At 68.3% G+C, this 18675-nt stretch carries 22 protein-coding genes; 5 read left to right on the forward strand and 17 right to left on the reverse strand.

Translation table 11 applies throughout. The features are described from left to right. Positions 1-40: 40 nt before the first annotated feature. From J2Y49_RS11330 to ffh, 13 genes are all read right to left on the reverse strand, one after another. Positions 41-328 (reverse strand): hypothetical protein, encoded by a 288-nt coding sequence (locus tag J2Y49_RS11330; protein WP_310114934.1) that lies wholly within the window; start codon positions 326-328, stop codon positions 41-43. A 19-nt stretch (positions 329-347) separates the two neighbouring features. Beyond that, positions 348-1247 carry an acetylglutamate kinase gene (gene argB / locus J2Y49_RS11335; protein WP_194914345.1) on the reverse strand — a complete coding sequence of 300 codons (900 nt, stop codon included), beginning with the start codon at positions 1245-1247 and terminating at the stop codon, positions 348-350. A gap of 82 nt (positions 1248-1329) precedes the next feature. Further along, the gene (locus J2Y49_RS11340; RefSeq protein ID WP_310114935.1) at positions 1330-2637 is read right to left on the reverse strand and encodes a cation:proton antiporter; all 1308 of its coding nucleotides are present in this window, start codon (positions 2635-2637) and stop codon (positions 1330-1332) included. Positions 2638-2649: 12 nt separating this feature from the next. Next, positions 2650-3333, reverse strand: a complete 684-nt coding sequence (gene yihA / locus J2Y49_RS11345; RefSeq protein WP_310114936.1) for a ribosome biogenesis GTP-binding protein YihA/YsxC — start codon at positions 3331-3333, stop codon at positions 2650-2652. 114 nt (positions 3334-3447) lie between these two features. Further along, positions 3448-5175, reverse strand: coding sequence for a membrane protein insertase YidC (gene yidC, locus J2Y49_RS11350; protein WP_149225549.1), 1728 nt, complete (start codon positions 5173-5175; stop codon positions 3448-3450). Positions 5176-5229: 54 nt separating this feature from the next. After that, on the reverse strand, positions 5230-5556 hold the full coding sequence (yidD, locus tag J2Y49_RS11355; RefSeq protein WP_310114937.1) for a membrane protein insertion efficiency factor YidD: 327 nt from the start codon (positions 5554-5556) through the stop codon (positions 5230-5232). A 15-nt stretch (positions 5557-5571) separates the two neighbouring features. Continuing rightward, the gene (gene rnpA, locus J2Y49_RS11360; RefSeq protein WP_310114938.1) at positions 5572-5958 is read right to left on the reverse strand and encodes a ribonuclease P protein component; all 387 of its coding nucleotides are present in this window, start codon (positions 5956-5958) and stop codon (positions 5572-5574) included. Positions 5959-5966: 8 nt separating this feature from the next. After that, positions 5967-6101 (reverse strand): 50S ribosomal protein L34, encoded by a 135-nt coding sequence (gene rpmH / locus J2Y49_RS11365; RefSeq protein WP_098740538.1) that lies wholly within the window; start codon positions 6099-6101, stop codon positions 5967-5969. Between the two features lie 101 nt (positions 6102-6202). Continuing rightward, positions 6203-6598, reverse strand: a complete 396-nt coding sequence (rplS, locus tag J2Y49_RS11370) for a 50S ribosomal protein L19 (protein WP_109150133.1) — start codon at positions 6596-6598, stop codon at positions 6203-6205. 41 nt (positions 6599-6639) lie between these two features. After that, positions 6640-7386 (reverse strand): tRNA (guanosine(37)-N1)-methyltransferase TrmD, encoded by a 747-nt coding sequence (trmD, locus tag J2Y49_RS11375; RefSeq protein ID WP_409017832.1) that lies wholly within the window; start codon positions 7384-7386, stop codon positions 6640-6642. A 59-nt stretch (positions 7387-7445) separates the two neighbouring features. After that, positions 7446-8015, reverse strand: a complete 570-nt coding sequence (gene rimM / locus J2Y49_RS11380) for a ribosome maturation factor RimM (protein WP_310114940.1) — start codon at positions 8013-8015, stop codon at positions 7446-7448. Positions 8016-8082: 67 nt separating this feature from the next. Continuing rightward, positions 8083-8439: a 30S ribosomal protein S16 gene (gene rpsP, locus J2Y49_RS11385; RefSeq protein ID WP_063633821.1), complete on the reverse strand. Its 357-nt coding sequence runs from the start codon at positions 8437-8439 to the stop codon at positions 8083-8085. Positions 8440-8501: 62 nt separating this feature from the next. Then, on the reverse strand, positions 8502-9887 hold the full coding sequence (gene ffh / locus J2Y49_RS11390) for a signal recognition particle protein (protein ID WP_310114989.1): 1386 nt from the start codon (positions 9885-9887) through the stop codon (positions 8502-8504). 333 nt (positions 9888-10220) lie between these two features. Here ffh and J2Y49_RS11395 point away from each other — a divergent pair, with 333 nt between their 5' ends. Then, a complete protein-coding gene (locus J2Y49_RS11395) occupies positions 10221-11573 on the forward strand; it encodes a pentapeptide repeat-containing protein (protein WP_310114941.1) in 1353 nt (450 codons plus the stop codon). Between the two features lie 7 nt (positions 11574-11580). On the opposite strand, the gene J2Y49_RS11400 is transcribed toward J2Y49_RS11395, so the two are convergent. The 4 genes from J2Y49_RS11400 to J2Y49_RS11415 all read right to left on the reverse strand — a co-directional run bounded on the left by J2Y49_RS11400 (position 11581) and on the right by J2Y49_RS11415 (position 16119). Continuing rightward, positions 11581-12189: a hypothetical protein gene (locus J2Y49_RS11400; protein WP_409017824.1), complete on the reverse strand. Its 609-nt coding sequence runs from the start codon at positions 12187-12189 to the stop codon at positions 11581-11583. A 209-nt stretch (positions 12190-12398) separates the two neighbouring features. After that, entirely contained in the window at positions 12399-13031 is a 633-nt protein-coding gene (locus tag J2Y49_RS11405; RefSeq protein ID WP_310114943.1) for a hypothetical protein, read from the reverse strand. Positions 13032-13060: 29 nt separating this feature from the next. Then, entirely contained in the window at positions 13061-14389 is a 1329-nt protein-coding gene (locus J2Y49_RS11410; RefSeq protein ID WP_310114944.1) for a DUF2336 domain-containing protein, read from the reverse strand. Beyond that, positions 14386-16119 carry a diguanylate cyclase domain-containing protein gene (locus J2Y49_RS11415; protein WP_310114945.1) on the reverse strand — a complete coding sequence of 578 codons (1734 nt, stop codon included), beginning with the start codon at positions 16117-16119 and terminating at the stop codon, positions 14386-14388. Before J2Y49_RS11415 ends, J2Y49_RS11410 begins: the two co-directional genes overlap by 4 nt. A 220-nt stretch (positions 16120-16339) precedes the next feature. On the opposite strand from J2Y49_RS11415, the gene J2Y49_RS11420 reads away from it, so the two are divergent. The 4 genes from J2Y49_RS11420 (at position 16340) to J2Y49_RS11435 (ending at position 18671) form a co-directional block, all read left to right on the forward strand. Continuing rightward, positions 16340-17059, forward strand: coding sequence for a pyrimidine 5'-nucleotidase (locus tag J2Y49_RS11420; RefSeq protein WP_310114946.1), 720 nt, complete (start codon positions 16340-16342; stop codon positions 17057-17059). Positions 17060-17167: 108 nt separating this feature from the next. Then, on the forward strand, positions 17168-18010 hold the full coding sequence (gene dapD, locus J2Y49_RS11425; protein ID WP_310114990.1) for a 2,3,4,5-tetrahydropyridine-2,6-dicarboxylate N-succinyltransferase: 843 nt from the start codon (positions 17168-17170) through the stop codon (positions 18008-18010). Positions 18011-18093: 83 nt separating this feature from the next. Then, positions 18094-18348 (forward strand): type II toxin-antitoxin system HicA family toxin, encoded by a 255-nt coding sequence (locus tag J2Y49_RS11430; RefSeq protein ID WP_310114947.1) that lies wholly within the window; start codon positions 18094-18096, stop codon positions 18346-18348. Further along, on the forward strand, positions 18345-18671 hold the full coding sequence (locus tag J2Y49_RS11435; RefSeq protein WP_310114948.1) for a type II toxin-antitoxin system HicB family antitoxin: 327 nt from the start codon (positions 18345-18347) through the stop codon (positions 18669-18671). The genes J2Y49_RS11430 and J2Y49_RS11435 overlap by 4 nt, the downstream gene beginning before the upstream one ends. Positions 18672-18675 lie beyond the last annotated feature (4 nt).

Consider the following 18675-nt stretch of genomic DNA (forward strand, 5'->3'; position numbering starts at 1 on the left):
CTGTGCTCCTTGCGTGGGTTCGAGACGGCAGGTGGAGCGCTTACGTCATCCGGCCGCCGCGCCGCGGCTTCATGGGCGGCGGCGCCTTCCCCTCGGTGTCGAGGTCCAGCGTCTCCCCCTCCGCCTTCAGCGCCTGTTCCAGCTTGCGGCGGAAGGCACCGCCATCCCGCTTGGCATCCAGGAAATGGCCGACCGCTTCCTTGGCGGCGTCGCTGTCGTAGGGGACCTTGCCCAACGCCGCCAACTTGGCGCGCTCCACCAGCTTCGGGTCCATCCGGTCGCGGATGGCCTTCATCTGGCGGAGCAGGTCCTTGCGCAGGTCGGTCATCGGCCCCCCTATTGCAGCGTCAGGCCTTGCCGATCAGGGTGCCGGCGCCGCCTTCGGTGAAGATTTCCAGCAGCAGCGCATGCGGCACGCGGCCATCCAGGATAACAGCGGCGTCGACGCCCTGCTCCACCGCGCCGATGCAGGTTTCGATCTTCGGGATCATGCCGCCGGACGCGGTGCCGTCGGCGATGGCCTTGTGGGCATCCTCCAGCGACATCTTCTCGATCAGCTTCTTCTCCTTGTCGAGGACGCCGGCGACGTCGGTCAGCAGGAAGAAGCGTGCCGCCTTCACCGCCGCCGCGACCGCACCGGCCGCGGTGTCGGCGTTGATGTTGTAGGTGTCGCCATTGACGTCGAAACCGACCGGCGCGATCACCGGGATGATGTCCGACTGGGCGAGCGCGTGCAGGATCTGCGGGTTGACCTTGTACGGCTCGCCGACGAAGCCGAGGTCCAGCACCCGCTCGATGTTGCTGTCGGGGTCGCGCTGCACCCGCTCCAGCCGGCGGGCGGTGATCAGGTTGCTGTCCTTGCCCGACAGGCCGACGGCGCGGCCGCCGGCGCCGTTGATGGCGGCGACGATCTGCTTGTTGATGGAGCCGGCCAGCACCATCTCGACCACTTCGACCGTCTCCTTGTCGGTGACGCGCAGGCCGTCGATGAAGCTGGACTTGATCTTCAGACGCTCCAGCATCTGGCCGATCTGCGGGCCGCCGCCGTGGACGACCACCGGGTTGATGCCGACCTGCTTCAACAGGACGATGTCGCGCGCGAACAGCTCCGCCAGGCTGGCGTCGCCCATGGCGTGGCCGCCGTACTTGATGACGAAGGTGCTCCCGGCATAGCGTCGCATGTAGGGCAGCGCTTCGGACAGGGTACGGGCCTTGGCGAGCCACTCGTCACGGGTGGGAGTCTGCACGGGAGGATGCCCTTTGTCGGGGTGGACGGTTGGGCTTCTTTAACGGAAAGGCCGGCCAGTTGCCTAGGGGTCAATTTAACGGTCACATACCCCCGTGCCGGCCGCCTGCGGCTGCGGCCGATGCCGCGCCGGCCGGGCGCCACCATCCGGCCAGCCGGGTCATCGGCTGGGTCAGCGCGGTCACCGCCACCGCCATCAGCACCATGGCCGAGAAGCAGGCGCCGGACAGCACCCCCGCCTCCAGCAGGACGGTCAGCACGATCACCTCCATCAGCCCCTTGCAGGGCATCAGCGTGCCCAGCCGAAGGGCGTCCGGCCAACTCTCCCCGGTCAGGCGCGCGGGCAAGGTCGTGCCGGCCATCTTGCCGACGAGCGTCGCCAGGGTCGCAAGTGCGAAGACCGTCCACTGCGCCGGATCGTCCAGCGTCAGGGTCACCTTCAGTCCGGTCAGCGTGAAGAAGAAGGGCAGCAGGATCAGTGTCGAGAAATGCTCCAGCCGGTCGAGGATTGCGGCGGCGTAGCGGCGCGGCATGGCGGTTCCGGCGACGAAGGCGCCCAGGATGTAATGCAGCCCGATCAGCTCGGTCACCGCGGCCGAGGAGAGCAGTGCCGCGCAGGTCACCACCACCGCCGTGTCTCCCATCCGCCCATCGGGCGCCACCCGCTCCAGCAGGCGGTCCAACAGCGGACGCACGACCAGAACGGTCACCCCGACATAGGCGAAGCCCAGCATTCCCACCCAGGCGACCGCCCAGCCACCGCCGCCCGGCGCACCCGCCGACGCACCGTCCGCCGAGGCCCAGGCCAGCACCGCGGTGATCAGCAGCCACAGCAGCGCATCGTTCACCGCCGCATAGCCCAGCGCCAGCCGCCCGACCCGATCGCCCAGCAAATCCATCTCGCGCAGGATTGCGCCCAGCACCGGCAAGGCGGTGACGCCGACGCAGATGCCGAAGCCGGCGGCGAACAGGCCCGGCGTGGCGTGTGGTCCGGTCATCTCGGGAAAGGCGCCGGCCAGCCACCAACCCAGCGCCCCGCCCATCAGTGTCGGCACGATCATGCTGGACAGCGCCACCGTGGCGAAGGCGCCGCCCCGCCCGCGGAAATCAGCAGGGTCGAGGTGCAGCCCGGTCAGGAAGGCAAAAAAGACGACGGCCATCAGCGCGAGGCCCGACAGCGGCGCCAGGGCGGCCGGCGCGAACAGCACGCCCCATAGCTCCGGCACCAGTTGGCCGAGCAGCGACGGACCCAGAGCCACGCCGAACAGGATCTGGATCACCACCATCGGGGCGACGTGGCGCCCGCCGCCGAGCCGCCACAGCAGGAACGGCCCCGCGATCAGCAGCAGGGCCTGCATCAGGAAGAGCAGCGCGGGGGAAAAGCCACCCATCGCCGCCGCCCCTCAGTCCACGGCCAGGGCGAGCGCGGCGAGGCTGGCGCGCAGTTCGGCGATGCCGGTGCCCTTCTCGGAACTGGTGACGTGGAGGTCGGGGAAGGCGGCGGGGTGCTTCTTCAGCCCCGCCTGGGTGTCGCGACGGATCTTGTCCAACTCCGCCGGCTTCACCTTGTCCGCCTTGGTCAGCACGACGACATAGGGCACCGCCGTGCGGTCCAGCATCTCCATGATCTCGTGGTCGTTGGGCTTCAGCCCATGGCGCGAATCGATCAGCACCAGCGCCCGGCGCAGCGTCACCCGCCCGCGCAGGAAGCGGCGGACCATGTCGTTCCACGCCTCCACCTTCTCCTTCGATTCCTTGGCATAGCCGTAACCGGGCATGTCCACCAGCTTCAGCCGGTTGCCGAGGTTGAAGAAGTTGAGCTGCTGCGTGCGCCCCGGCGTGTTGGAGGTGCGGGCCAGCGTCTTGCGCCCGGTCAGCGCGTTCACCAGGCTCGACTTGCCGACATTCGACCGCCCGGCGAAGGCGACCTCCGGCAGATCGGCCTCCGGCAGCTGGTTCAGCGCGTTGGCGCCCCAGACGAAGTCGCACTCCTTGGCGAACAGCAGCCGCCCTGCCTCCAGCGCGGCCTCGTCGAAGCCGGAAACGATGCTGGGGGTGTTGGGGGTCGGCGTGTCGGGGGTGGTCATGGCGGGCGCTTTCGTTGGTACGGGCTCAAAAACATACCGCCGGCAAAGTCCCGTCAAGGGTCTTTGCCGGCGGCAGGTCTCAGACGATAGGCAGAGGGGACGAAGATCCGATGATCAGACCTTCACGCCCATGCGGCGCATGATGGTCCACTGCTGGGCGACGGACAGCAGGTTGTTCCAGGCCCAGTAGATCACCAGACCGGCCGGGAAGCCGGCAAGCATGAAGGTGAAGACGATGGGCAGGAACTGGAACACCTTCTGCTGGATCGGGTCCGGCGGGGCCGGGTTCATCTTCTGCTGCAGCCACATGGTGACGCCCATGATCAGCGGCCAGGCACCGAGATGCAGCATGGCGGGAGGATCCCAGGGGATCAGGCCGAACAGGTTGAAGATGGTCGTCGGATCGGGCGAGGACAGGTCGTGGATCCAGCCGAAGAAGGGCGCGTGCCGCATCTCGATGGTCACGAACAGGACCTTGTAGAGCGCGAAGAACACCGGGATCTGGATCAGGATCGGCAGACAGCCCGACACAGGCGAGACCTTCTCGCGCTTGTACATGGCCATCAGTTCCTGGTTCATGCGCGCCTGATCGTCGCTGAACTTCTCACGCAGCTCCTGCATCTTCGGCTGCAGGGCCTTCATCTTGCTCATCGCCTGATAGGACTTGTTGGCGAGCGGGAAGAAGACGGCCTTGACGCAGACGGTCAGCAGCAGGATGGCGAGGCCGAAGTTGCCCAGCACCTGCCCGAAGAAGTCGAGCGCGTAGAAGAAGGGCTTGGTCAGGAAGTAGAACCAGCCGAAGTCGATCGCCAGATCGAAATTCTTGATGTTCAGTTTCTCGGAGTAAGCGTCCAGCAGCTTCACCTGCTTGGCACCGGCGAACAGGCGGCCGGTGGTCTCGGCCGAGGCGCCAGGCGCCACGGTGACCGCGTCGCCCATGAAGTCGGCCTGATAACGGTCGGCATTGGCGACGGTGCTGTGGACGAAGCGCGCGGTGACCTTCTGCGCCGGGTCGGGGATCACCGACACCAGCCAGTACTTGTCGGTGATGCCGAGCCAGCCGCCGGTGGTCTCGATCGGCTCGGTGCCCTTCTTGCGCAGGTCGTCGTAGGACCGCTCGGTCAGCGTGCCGTTGAAGACGCCCAGCGGGCCTTCATGCAGGATGTAGTAGCCCGAGGTCTGCGGCGTGCCGGTGCGCGACACCAGGCTGTAGGGCAGCAGGGTGACCGGGTTGGCGCCGGTGTTGCGGACCGTCTGCGTCACCGTGAACATGAAGTCCGGGTCGACGGCGATCTTGCGCTCGAACACCAGGCCCTGGCCGTTGTCCCAGGTCAGGGTCAGCGGCTTCTCCGGGGTCAGCGCGGTGCCGTCGGCGGTCCAGCGGGTCGTCGCGGTCGGCGCGGCGATGCCGGCGCCCTGCGGAACCCAGCCGAATTCGGCATAATAGGCGGCGGGCGTGCCGGCCGGGGCCAGCAGCACGATCTCCGGGCTCTTGGGGTCCGGGGTCTCGTGGTACTGGGCCAGCGTCAGGTCGTCGATGCGGCCGCCGACGAGGTTGACGGAGCCGTGCAGGGCCGGCGTGTCGATCTTCACGCGGGTGCCGGCCGCCAGCTGCTCGGCGAGCAGGACGGGGCGCTCCTTCGCGACCTCAGCCATGGCGGGGGGCTGCTGGGCGGGCACGCCGGGGGCCGGCACCGGCACTGACTGCTCCGTCTGGGCGGCCTGCTGGGCGGCGAGTTGCTTCTGCTGCTCCACCCGCGGCTTTTCGTAGAAATACTGGAAGCCCAGAAGGATGGCGATCGACAGGGCAATCGCGATGATGAGGTTGCGTTGGTCGGTCATGGCGTCCCGGTTGCCGTGGGGCCTTTGAAGAAGGTCGGCGTGTGCGCGGCCTTGTTACGGGTTTTCGCCGGGCTGGGCAACCGCCGCATGCCCTTTTTCCGGCAAGCCGCAGCGATGGGGCGGCGATGCCCCCGGCGGCATGGGATCGGGCACGGGATCCCAGCCGGACCCGCCCCAGGGATGGCAACGCCCAAGCCGGCGCACCGTCAGCCATCCCCCCCGGATGGCGCCGTGCTTTTCCAGCGATTCGATGGCGTAGCAGGAGCAGGTCGGCTGGAAACGGCAATGCCAGCCCACGAAGGGCGACAAGGTCCAGCGATAGAGATAGACGAGCGCGCGGAGAAGATGCGCGAGTGGGCTGAGGCCGGCGATGCGAAACATGACGTCGCGGGCCCCCTAGCCTTCCGCCTCGCGCCACAGGCCGAGGCGTTTCAGCCCGGCCGTCAGGTCGCCGAGCAGGTCGGTCCACGGCCGCTCGGCCGTGTCGCCGCGCGCGACCAGGACGAAGTCGTGGCCCGGTGCGGCGTGGATGGGCAGTATCTGCCGCGCGGCCTCACGCAAACGGCGGCGGGCGCGATTGCGCACCACCGCGTTGCCGACCTTGCGGCTCGCCGTCAGTCCGAGACGGATCGGCGGACCGCCATCGGCGGGCCGCTGCTTGTCGTCGTGCCGGCGCACCTGGAGGATCAGGCCGGGAGCCACATGCTTGCGCCGTGTCCCGGCCACGGCCAGAAATTCCGGCCGCCGCATCAGGCGCCCGACCTTATGGTCCGGCGCCGCCATCGCGGGGATCAGGCGCTCAGGACCTTGCGGCCGCGGGCGCGGCGGCGGGCGATGACCTTGCGGCCGCCGACGGTCGACATGCGGTGGCGGAAGCCGTGGCGACGCTTACGCACGATTTTGGAGGGCTGGAACGTGCGCTTCATGGCGCCTACTCCTTAAGCTTTGCTGATGGTGACGGGACGAAGACGCCCAGCCGCATGGCCGGGCGCCGAACCTATGAACCTGGAACGAACCGGAAGGCGCCTTACTCGGCAGCCCGGCGGCCGTTGACCATGCCGCGGCCGGTGGTGCGCTCGGCGATGCGGGCGGCCTTGCCGCGCAGATCGCGCAGATAGTACAGCTTGGCGCGACGGACGGCGCCCTTGCGGACCAGCTCGATCGAGTCGATGCGCGGGGAGTACAGCGGGAACACGCGCTCCACGCCCTCGCCGTAGCTGATCTTGCGAACGGTGAAGGAGCTGTTCACGCCGGCGTTCTTGCGGGCGATGACGACACCCTCATAGGCCTGGACGCGCTCGCGCGTGCCTTCGACGACCTTCACGTTCACGCGGACGGTATCGCCCGAGGAGAACTCCGGGATCGTCTTGCCGCCGAGGGCCTTCTCGATCTGCTCCTGCTCGAGCTGCTGCAACAGGTTCATAGCACTACCCCTTTTCTATCGGCGCGCCTCGCGGCGGACCGTCACTCCGGTTTCGGGTCGCGCCGGCGAGCCTGCCGCCGACCCTTGTTCGTAACAGTTACTGCCGGGCGGCTTGCCTGGTAGAGCGACCACAGGTCCGGCCGTCGGGCCTCCGTGATCTTCTCCGCCTCGGCCAGCCGCCAGGCCTTGACCTTTCCGTGGTGACCGGAGAGCAGAACCTCCGGCACCGCGCGCTCCACACCCTGTCCGTCGGTCCAGACCGCCGGCCGGGTGTAGTGGGGGTATTCGAGCAACCCCCGTTCGAAACTCTCTTCCCCCGCCGTCTCCACGTTGCCCATGACGCCGGGGAGCAAGCGCACCACGGCATCCATCAGGCCCAGCGCGGCGAGTTCACCGCCGGACAGCACGAAATCCCCGAGGCTGACCTCTTCGAGGCCGTGCGCATCGAGGACCCGCTGGTCCACCCCTTCGTACCGGCCGCAGAGCAGCGTCACCACCGGAGTGGCCGCCAGCTCCTTGACCAGTTCCTGGTTCAGCACCCGTCCGCGAGGCGACAGATAGATCGCCCGGCCGCGTCCCGGTGCCCCCACAGGTCCCGCCGTCGCAGTCAAAGCCGCGTCCAGCACGTCGGGCCGCATGACCATGCCGGCCCCTCCGCCGAAGGGGGTGTCGTCGACGGAGCGGTGTTTATCGCGCGCGAACGAGCGAATGTCCACCGATTCCAGCGCCCAGACTCCATTTTCCAGCGCCTTGCCGGCCAGCGAGTGGCCGAGCGGCCCCGGAAACATTTCCGGGAACAGCGTCAGAACCTTGGCGGTCCAGACCCGCGGGCCTTCGGCACCGTGATTCACGGCGCCCCGCTCCCGCTTTCGTCTTCACCCCCGTCCTCCGTCTCGTCCTCGGAGCCCTCGCGGGCTTCGATCACGGCCGGAAGATCGACGACGATGCGTCCGCCCCGGACATCCACCACCGGCACGCAGGCCTTGGAGAAGGGAAGCATCTCCAGCGGCCCGCCGGCGGTCCTGACTTCGAGCACGTCGCCGGCTCCGAAATCGTAGATCGCCTTCACCGTGCCGTAGACGGTTCCGTCGGTGAGCTCCACACGCAGGCCGATCAGGTCGGCGTGGTAGAACTCGTCCTCGTCCTCCGTCGACGGCAGGGCGTTGCGGTCCACGTAGAGCCGCACACCGGCCAGCGCCTGCGCCTGTTCCCGGCTCGTCACCCCGTCGACCTTGGCCAGGAAGTTGTCCTTGACCATGCCTTGGAGCGTCACCGTGAAGCGGCGGGCGCCGGCTTCATCCGACAGCGGGCCATAGGCCATGATGTCGGCGGGTTCGGCGGTGAAGCTGCGCAGCTTCACCAGCCCCCGCACGCCGTGCGATCCCGCGAACTGGCCGACACAGATCTTGGCGGTCATCGTAGGAGCACCCGGCACGTCGTCACGACCTCAACCTTGCGGGCCATCAGGCCCACCCTCACTCTTGTCAGCCCTCGGCGGCAGCCGCGGCAGCGGCGGCCTCGGCCTTCAGGCGCTCCTGCGCCTTGGCCTTCGGAGCCGACTTCTTCGGGGTCTCGCGGACGGCGGGCTTCTCGACCAGGCCGGCATTGGCCAGGAAGTGCACCACGCGGTCCGTCGGCTGGGCGCCGACCGACAGCCAATGCTTGGCGCGCTCGGCGTTCAGGATGATGCGCTGCTCATGCTCGCGCGGCAGCATCGGGTTGTAGGTGCCGATCTTCTCGATGAAGCGGCCGTCGCGCGGGCTGCGGGCGTCCGCGATGACGATCGAGTAGAACGGACGCTTCTTCGCACCACCGCGAGCCAGACGAATCTTCAGAGCCATTGGTCGAAACTTTCTCTTCTCAAGTCAAAGCAGGTATCAGGTGATTTCGAAAGGCGGTCAGGTCACCCGAAGGGACCCTTCCCGCCAAAGCCGCCGAGTCCCTTCGGCAGCAAATTGCCCAGGCCGCCGCGCAGCATCCCCTTCTTCCCAAGCTTCTGCACCTGCTTCATCATTCCGCGCATGGTCTCGAACTGCTTCAGCAGCTTGTTGACCTCCTGCACCGAGGTGCCGGAACCGGCGGCGATGCGCTTGCGACGCGAAGCCTTGATGATGTCGGGGTTCTTGCGTTCCGCCTTGGTCATCGAGGAGATGATCGCCTCCTGGCGCTTGATCATCCCGTCGTCGACGTTGGCGTCCTTCAGCTGGTCCTTGATCTTGCCGATGCCCGGCAGCATTCCCATCAGGCCGGACATGCCGCCCATCTTGCGGAGCTGCTTCAGCTGCATCGCCATGTCGTCGAGGTCGAAGCCCTGGCCCTTCTCCATCTTGCGGGCGAGCTTTTCGGCCTCGTCCTTGTCGATGGTCTCGACGGCCTTCTCCACCAGCGACACCACGTCGCCCATGCCGAGGATTCGGCCGGCGATCCGGTCGGGGTGGAAGGGCTCCAGCGCGTCGATCTTCTCGCCGACGCCCAGCAGCTTGATCGGCTTGCCGGTGATCTGGCGCATCGACAGGGCCGCACCGCCGCGCGCGTCGCCGTCGACGCGGGTCAGCACGATGCCGGTGATGCCGACCTTGTCGTTGAAATTGGTGGCGACGGTGACGGCGTCCTGGCCGGTCATCGCATCGGCGACCAGCAGCGTTTCCGCCGGCTTGGTCGCGTCGCGGACGGCCGCGACCTCCGCCATCAGCTCCTCGTCGATGGCGAGGCGGCCGGCGGTGTCGAGCATGACGACGTCGTAGCCTTCGAGACGGCCGGTCTCGATGGCGCGCTTGGCGATGGCGACCGGGTCCTGGCCCGGAACGATCGGCAGCGTGGCGACGCCGGTCTGCTCGCCGAGAACCTTCAGCTGCTCCTGGGCGGCCGGACGGCGGACGTCCAGCGAGGCCATCAGGACCTTCTTGCGCTCCTTCGTCTTCAGGCGGAGCGCGATCTTGGCGGTGCTGGTGGTCTTGCCCGAGCCCTGCAGGCCGACCATCAGGATCGGCACCGGGGCGGCGGCGTTCAGGTTGATGTCGGCGCCTTCGCCCAGCATCTCCACGAGGTTGTCGTGGACGATCTTGATGACCTGCTGGCCGGGGGTGACCGACTTCAGCACCTCCTGCCCGACGGCGCGTTCCTTCACCTGGGTGACGAACTGCTTGACGACGGGCAGCGCGACGTCAGCCTCCAGCAACGCCACGCGAACTTCGCGCAGTGCTGCGGAGACGTCCTCCTCGGTCAGCGCGCCACGGCGGCGCAGCTTGTCGAAGATGTCGCCCAGGCGTCCGGTCAGGCCTTCGAACATGCGATACTCGTTCCCCAGTTCCGGGTCCAGCGTCAGAGCCGCCACCCGCACAAGCACGAAAGCGCCAGTGCGCGACATTCGCGGACTGGCGGAGATACCCGGCGTTGGGCCGGGGTACCCGGTCTATCGACTTGGCGGAAGACAGGTCGGCGGACCATAGAGAAGCCGGCTTGGAGAGTCAACCATCAGAAGGACCTCTCTGCCTTCGGCCGAAGGTCGCCCTTGCCGCCCGGTGGTTATCGGTCCGACACTTGTCACAAATCTTCGCACCTTAACGAATTTTTGGCGACTCTTTCGGATTATGAGTAACCAAATAGAGAAGGTATCCCGGCGATGTCGTCCGCCCAGGGCTTTGGTTCCAACAGCCCGCGAACCAAGCTGACCCAGAGCCAGCTCAACGCGATCCTGTTGCGGCACCAGGCTTTCCGCAAGAGCCAGCCGGGCGGCGTGCGCGCCAATCTGAAGATGCGCGACCTGTCGCATCTCGACCTATCGGGCATCGACCTGTCGGACGCCGACCTGTCGGGCGCCAAGCTGTTCAGCGCGCGGCTGACCGGCGCCAACCTTGCCAACGCCAACCTCTATGCGGCCGACCTGAGGCTGGCCAACCTGGAGAAGGCCGACATGCGCCGGGCCGACCTGCGCGGCGCCTGTCTGCGCGGCGCCGTGTTGAGCGAAGCCACATTGGTCGAGGTCGACCTGCGCGACGGTACCCTGCTGCATTACGATTCCAGCGGCGAGATGTACGCGCACGAGTATGAGGATTCGGTCCTCACGTCGGAGCTGACGGCGGCGACCATTCGCGGCGCCGACCTGTCGCGGGCGAAGATCGCCAACGCCTTCGTCATGCAGACCGACCTGACCGACGCCATCCTGCGCGGCACGAAGTTCATGCGCGCCAACCTGACCGGCTCCAACCTGACCGGTTGCGACCTGACCGACGCCGACCTGACGGAGGCCAACCTGTCGGGTGCCCGGTTGTCGGGAGCGGTGATGACGGGCTGCGCCATCAATCGCACCAATTTCAGTGGCGCCACCCTGATCGGCGCCATCCTGGACGCGGCCCAGCTGCGCTCGCCCAACATCCAGGCGGCGGTTCTGGCGAAGACGCTGGAAAATCCGGACGACGACCTGCGCGACATCCTGGTGGAGCATCTGTCCTGGATCGACAGCGGCGGCAAGGCCGGCAAGCGCGCCGACCTGTCGGCGCTCGACCTGTCGGGGCGGAAGCTGGACGGCATCAACCTGTCCGCGGCCATCCTGCAATGCATCGCGCTGCGCGGCGCCACACTGACCGGTGCGGCGATGGCGATAGCCGATCTGTCCCTGGCCGACATGCGCAAGGCCGACCTGTCGAATGCGGATCTGCGCGGCGTGAATTTCGAGCGGGCGACCCTGACCGGCGCCAATCTGACCGGCGTCCAGCTCGGCCCCGTCCATATCCAGACCATGAGCGGCCACATCTGGCGCGCCAACCTGCAGCGCGCCCGGCTTGGCATGGCGCTGCTCTGCAAGGCCGATCTGCGCAAGGCCAACCTCGCCGGCGCCAATCTCGCGGGTGCCGACCTGACCGGGGCCGATCTGAGCGAAGCCGACCTGACCGGGGCCGACCTGACCGGCGCGGTCCTGGACGGCGCCACGCTGGACCAGGCGATCGTAGAGGAAGCGATCGGGCTGCAGGGCTGAGGTCAGTTCACGCCGAAGGCCCGCCGCGCTTCGCCATCCAGTCGCCGGAACCGTAGACGCTGCGGACATGGTGGACCAGCAGGTTGCGGGCGTCGATCAACTGGCCCATCCGCTCACGGCAGGCGACGATCCCGGTATCCGGGTGGTAGACCGGCGCCAATTCGCGGAAACGCCGCCGCACCTGATCCTCGTCGAAACACCATTCATTGACGAAGCCGAACAGCTGGGCCGCGTCGCGCACCTCGGTGATGCGGCCGTCCAGCGGCTGGAAGGACAGGCGCTGCAGCGCATGGGCCAGCGTCTTGTTGCGGTATCCCAACGTCTCGACCGTAGCTTCCAGCCGACGGACATCCTCGCCCGGCAGGATGCGGGCGCCGGGGTCGGCCAGCGCCAGCGCCGCGGCCAGCGCCTTGCGGATCGCGGCGTCGGAAGCATCATCGGACGGATTGGCGCTCCCCACCTCCAGCACCGCCTGCCCGCCGGCATCTTGCGGGCCGGGGTCGACGGCGCCCTCCGGTGCCAGCAGCAGGGCGGCAGTGGCCAGCACCGGCACCCCGACCCCGCGCATCGCCGCCAGTTCCAGCACGGCGGCACGGAAACGGGCGCCGCAGGGCACGGTGCGCCCGGAGGCGGCTGAGGGATTGGAGTCTTCCGGTGCGGTCATCGCCGGTGCGGTCATCGTCAGCGCCAACACATGGTGGAAGCGGGCGCGAGTCTACGCAAAGGCTGGGAATCCCGCAATCGCGCGGATGGACGCGGCGGGACGCGGCGGGACGCGGCGGGACGCGGCGGGACGCGGCGGGACGGGGTAGTTCCTTTTCCGCCTCAGCGGAGCGTCGTGGCCCCCGGCTTGGCCGGCAACCTGTTCAGCAGATCGTCGATGTAGGCGGTCTCGTCCTTGCCGGACATGGCGGCGAAGCCCTTCAGCATCTGGCTGCCGAAGGTGAAGACGCTGGCGAGGTCGATTCGCCACGCCCCGCCTTCGCGCACGAAGTCGGCGGGGACCAGCGCCGGCCGGTTGTCCACCATCAGCAGGCCCGAGGCCCGGTCGCCCTTCACCCGTACCGGCCCCAGCGAACTGCGGGAGATGACGTTGGGTCCGAGCCAGCCGGCCTTCAGCCCATGGTTGGCGATGTCGCCGACCGACATGCGGCGCAGGTCCGACGGGCCGAGATAGCGGCGCAGCCCCATGGCGGCGAAACGCTCCGCCGGCTCCAACCGTTGCAGCGGCGCCTCGCCGGGCTGGCGGGCGGCGTCGCGCACCGACTCCAGCGTCTTGACCGAATTGCGGGTGAGCAGCGGAATCACCGCCGATCCCCGCTGTTCGGTCAGCGCCGTTCGCGCGGCATCAAAGGTCGCGGCGACCGCCCGCTCCTCCGGCGTTTCGCGCGGCGGGGCGGCGAAGCTGGTGGCGGCGGCGATCAGGATGACGAAAAAGGCGAGGAAAGCGACACGCATACCAGAAGAACCGGATAGGGAACGGAAGGTCACGCCTTCGCCTCGACGCCGAAGAACTCGAGCTGCCAGCGCATCTCTTCATCGGTCATCGGATAGTGCGTGCCGTCGCGAGCATTAAGCGCCGTTTTCGGCGGAATTTGGGCGAGCCGCAATTGGACCTGCCGGGCGAAGCGCATGGTGAGACCGGCGCGCCACACCAGGGCGGTGACGGCGCGCGGCGCATGGGTGGCGACGATGCGGTCGACCACAGCCAACTCGATCTGCGACAGTTCCGCCAGCGCCGCCATGACGAAGGCGCGGTCGCCCTCCACCATCGATCCTTCGATCAGCTTTTCGGTCAGCTTGCCTTCCTTGTTCAGGCGTACCGCCTTGTCGCTGGGGCGTTCCACCGGCTTTTCCGGTCCCGCGGCGGCACCGCCGACCGCCTCCTCGCCGAAGTCGACCGGGCCGAGCGGCAGGCCGGACGCAGCGCCGGCCGCCTGCCCCACCCGCTGGCGCACCGCCTCCACCAGACCGCGCGCCGCGGCGGGGTCGAGGTCGTCGCGGTCCTGCAGAACCTTCAGAAGATTGTCGGCGACGAAGCTGGCCAGCCGCGCCACCGCGCGCGCCGGCAGGCGCGGACGGCGGACCAGCGGCGAATGCCAGGGCTCGTGCTGCGGCGCCTGATCGAGGATGCGGTCGAGCGTCTCCTCCCGGATCTGGGCCGACGGGTTGCCGAGCAGCGCCGTCACCGCTGCCTCGTCGTCCGACCGCGCGATGGCGTCGGCGACCGACGCCGTGACGTTCTGCCGGCTGGCGATGGCGGTCATCGCGCCCCGCACCGGCCCCTTCATGATGATGTCGGTCAGATCCTCTTCGGTGAGGATCGGCGAATGCTGCAGGACCGGGCCGCAGACCGACAGTTCCACGTCGCGGGCCAGCCGGTTGATCACGCCATGCGGAGCGTTGGGCAGATCCTTCAGCGCTTCGGCCAGGATGCCGCGCACCTCCGTCGCCTGGTCGCGGGCCAGCGTTTCCAGGCATTCCACGGTCAGGCGCTCGATCTGGATCGCCTGATCGGCCGACAGTTCGGGCAACAGGCGGGCGATCTTCCGCGCCACCGCCTGACGCACCATGACCTCGCGGTCCTTGGCCAGCAGCAAATCGGCCTGACGGGGGGTGCCGGAATTGGTGGCGATGGCGCGCCGCACCTCCGCCGCGGCGTCGGCGGCAAGGAAATACAAAAGCTCCGGGCGGGTCTTGGGATGCTCGGCGACCTTCCGGCGGACCGCCGGATCCTCGCTCTGCACCATCCGCTTGGCGGATTCGTAATCGGCGGGATCGAGCGTTTCGGGTCGCTGGGTGGCAGGCGGGGTCACGATGCGGGCTCCGCGGCGGAAACGTCGGAAGATGACTCTACGGAAGCGGACGCCTGATAGGCCGGCGCCAGGGCGTAATGGCCCTTGCCGCTCTTCTTGGCGTCGTACATGGCGGCGTCGGCACGGTCGGTCAACTCCCGCACCGTTTCGCCGCGGCCAGGGGCGTGGACGGCGATGCCGATCGACAGGCCCAGCGGCTTCTCATGGCTGGCCGACAGGTGGGCCAGCTCGCGCATGCCCTTCAGCAGCCGTTCGGCGACGATGCGGGCCTTCGCCTCGTCGGTGCGGCCCAGCCACAGGACGAACTCGTCGCCGCCCAGCCGGCCCGGCAGGTCGCCCGGCCGCACCCCGGTGGTCAGCAGCGTGCCGATGGCCTTCAGCACCGTATCGCCCTGCTGGTGGCCGTGCAGGTCGTTGACCGCCTTGAAGTTGTCGAGGTCGACATAGAGCAGGGCCGACGGGCCGCTGTCCGGCCGCGAGATCGACTCCTCCAGCCGTTCGAAGAAGGTGCGGCGGTTGAACAAGCCGGTCAGCCCGTCGCGCTCCGACAGGCGCCGCAGCCGCTCCTGATAGGCGAGATGGGCATGCGCGATGCCGATATGGTCGGCCACGCCGGACATCAGCTGTCGGTCGTCGTCGTCCCAGGGTTCGGAATCGCCGGCGCGCCAGACCAGCAGCGCGCCGTTCACCGCCTGCCGGTATTCCGTCCGCTCGCCGATCAGTTGGATGTCGCCCAGCCGGTCGGCCACCAGCCCCTCGCCATTCGCGATGCGGTCGAGCAGAGCGGTGCCGACCTCCGGCAGTTCGGCCCCGAATTCCGCCACCAGCGACAGGGCGACGCGGCCGCCCTCCCCGCTACCCTCTTCCGCCCGATAGATGCGGCAGCCGTCGGCGCTGAGCGCCCGCGCCGTCTCGGTCGCGGCCACGGCCAGCGCCTCCGCGGCGTCCAGACGGTCGCGCAAGGTGTGGACGATGTGGCCCAGCAGCCTTTCGCGGTTCCGGATGCGCGCGAGCTCGTTGGAACGCAGCACCTGCTCCGTCACGTCGCGGCAGACGCCGCGGGCGCCGATCCAGTCGCCCTGCGGCCCGAACAGCGGCAGGGCGGAGGCGACGATGCAGGCCGGCGTGCCGTCGGCGCCCTTCAGCCAAAGCTCCGTCTGGTCGACCGGGCGGCGGCAGTCGAAGGGCGTCGGCAGGTCTTCCGTCTCTTCCAGCGCGAGGCTGCGCGGATCGCGGCCGATCAGCGCGTCGGCCGGATATCCCAGGGCGCCCTTGTGGCTGACGAAGACGAAGGTGCCGTCGGGCCCCGTCTCCCACGCGAAGTCGGAGGAGACCTCCACCAGATCCTTGTAGCGGCGGCGCGACTCGGTCAGCGTGTGGCGCAGCTGCCGCTCCAACGTGTCGTCGCGTCCCAGCAGGAGGAAGCCGCCGTCCGGCAGCGGCACGCCGGCCCATTCGACGATCATGATCCCGCGCAGCGACTCCACCGGCACCGACCGCAGTCCCGGCGCCACGCTAGACGCCGACAGCCAGCCGCGGAGGTCGGGCAGCCAGCGCGGATCGCTGTCCATCATGTCCTCCGCCTCCGCATTGGATTCGGCCACGGCCAGGGCCGAATCCAGCCGCAGGGCCGGGCCGGGATACAGTGCGACAAGCGTCACGGGGCCGGTCTGGCCGCCGGTGGCGGCGGAAGGGGGGGCGGAGGTACCGGTGGTCAGGAGGAGGTCCACGGCGATCCCAGATGGGCAATCCACGAAGCGGGCGGGGCGAAAAACCTTAGGCTGCAAACCGTTGCAGAGTCCGGTCCATGCTACCCCTTTAGGGGTTAATCTTCAATCAACCAACGAGGCGGAGGACTCCGCATTGCCCCGGTCCGCAAATAGGACAGGTGGCGGCTGCGACCTTGTGAAGCGGCTTGCGGCCGGCCGGTATCGGCCCCATTCTTCGGGAATGACCGCCCCGACCTCTCCCGCCGCACCGGCGCCCGCCCCCGCCACCAAGCTCCCCTCCGCGCTGCGGGACCGCGCGGTGTGGATCTTCGATCTCGACAACACGCTCTACCCGGCGTCCTGCAACCTGTTCGCCCAGGTCGACCTCCGCATCAACGAGTTCATCGCCGCGCATTTCAACATCGGCATGGACGAGGCCAGGGTGCGGCAGAAGCAGTTCTTCCGCGACTACGGCACCACGCTGCGCGGCCTGATGAGCGAGCATGACGTCGATCCGGTGGCCTACATGGATTATGTCCACGACATCGACGTCGCCGGTGTCCAGCCCTCCGCCCTGCTCGCGGACGCGCTCGACCGGCTTCCCGGCCGCAAGATCATCTACACCAACGGCTCGGTCCGCCATGCGGAGAACGTCGCCGGCCGGCTCGGCATCATCGACCGGTTCGAGGCGGTCTTCGACATCACCGCGGCCGGTTATGTGCCGAAGCCCGACCCCCGCCCCTATGCCACCCTGGTGGAGCGCCACGGCGTCAACCCCGCCGACGCCTGCATGGTGGAGGACATCGCCCGCAACCTCGCACCCGCGCACGCTCTGGGCATGACCACGGTCTGGGTCCGCGGCGAGCAGGAGTACGAGAAGGCCGGCGTCGGCGCCGGGGTCCACATCGACCACACCGTCGACGACCTGCCGTCCTGGCTGGCCGCGGTGGCGGGCCCGTAGGGCGCTGTCGCTAACCGGCTATTGTCCGCCGCGGGTATGGTTGACAGCGGGCGCGATGCGGCTTCATGGTGCCGTCCCTTGGACAATCGACAGCAGAACGACCGCGCCATGAGCCACGCCAGCCTGCAGGCCACCATCGACGCCGCCTGGGAAAACCGGGCCGATCTCACCACCGCCACCACCGGTTCCGTCCGCGACGCCGTGAACGCGGCGCTCGACGCGCTGGATGCCGGCGACCTGCGCGTCGCGGAGAAGACCGCTGACGGCTGGAAGGTCAACCAGTGGCTGAAGAAGGCGGTGCTGCTGTCCTTCCGCCTGAACGCCAACGAGATGATCCCCGGCGGCCCCGGCGGCTCCTCCTGGTACGACAAGGTGCCGCCGAAATTCGAGAACTGGAGCGAAGGCCAGTTCCAGAACGCCGGCTTCCGCGCCCTGCCCGGCGCCATCGCCCGCAAGTCGTCCTATGTCGCCCCCGGCGTCATCCTGATGCCCAGCTTCGTCAATGTCGGCGCCTATGTCGACAGCGGCACCATGGTCGACACCTGGGTCACCGTCGGCTCCTGCGCCCAGATCGGCAAGAACGTCCACCTGTCGGGCGGCGTGGGCATCGGCGGCGTGCTGGAGCCGCTGCAGGCGGACCCGGTCATCATCGAGGACAACTGCTTCATCGGCGCCCGTTCGGAGATCGTCGAGGGCGTGATCGTCGAGGAAGGTGCGGTCATCTCGATGGGCTGCTACATCGGCGCCTCGACCAAGATCATCGACCGCCACACCGGCGAAGTCTTCATGGGCCGCGTCCCGGCCTATTCGGTCGTCGTCCCCGGCGCGCTGCCCGGCAAGCCGCTGCCGGACGGCACCCCCGGCCCGAGCCTGTACTGCTGCGTCATCATCAAGCGCGTCGACGAGAAGACCCGGTCGAAGACCGCGATCAACGACCTGCTGCGCGACTGATCGGACGGTGGAAGTCTGCGGGGCGATAGCGCAAGCCGCTATCGCCCTTGCCATTTTGCTCCCTCCCGACTTACCATCGCCGCATGAACAACGCCCATCGCGCGACGCTGGCCGCCATCTTTGCGCGGCCGACATCCGCTTCGATCCGCTGGGCGGACATCGAAGCGCTGGTGATCGCATTGGATGGCGTCGTCGAGGAGCGCGCCGGCAGCCGGGTGTGGATCGAGCTCCGCAACCGCGGCGCGGTCTTTCACCGTCCCCATCCACGGCCGGAGGCCAAGAAGGGTGCGGTGGACGCGATGCGAAAGCTGCTGGTCAACGCGGGAATCACGCCATGACGATGGAATACAAGGGCTATGTGTCCGGTCCCATCGACTTCGATGTGGAAGATGGGACCTTCTCCGGCACCGTTGCCGGGCTGTCGGACGTCATCCATTTCGAAGGCGGCAGCGCGCAGGAGCTATGGGACAGCTTCCGTGGCAGCATCGACGAGTATCTGGCGATCTGCGCCGAGAAGGGGCGCATGCCGGACAAACCCTTCAGCGGTAAAATGCTGGTGCGTGCCACGCCGGAACTGCACCGTAAGGCCGCCTTGCGCGCCGCCGCCGAAGGCATCAGCCTGAGCCAATGGGTCGCCCGCCAGATCGACGCGGCTCCCTGATCGA

It is taken from the genome of Azospirillum sp. BE72, assembly GCF_031455875.1.
In the GTDB taxonomy this organism is placed as follows: domain Bacteria; phylum Pseudomonadota; class Alphaproteobacteria; order Azospirillales; family Azospirillaceae; genus Azospirillum.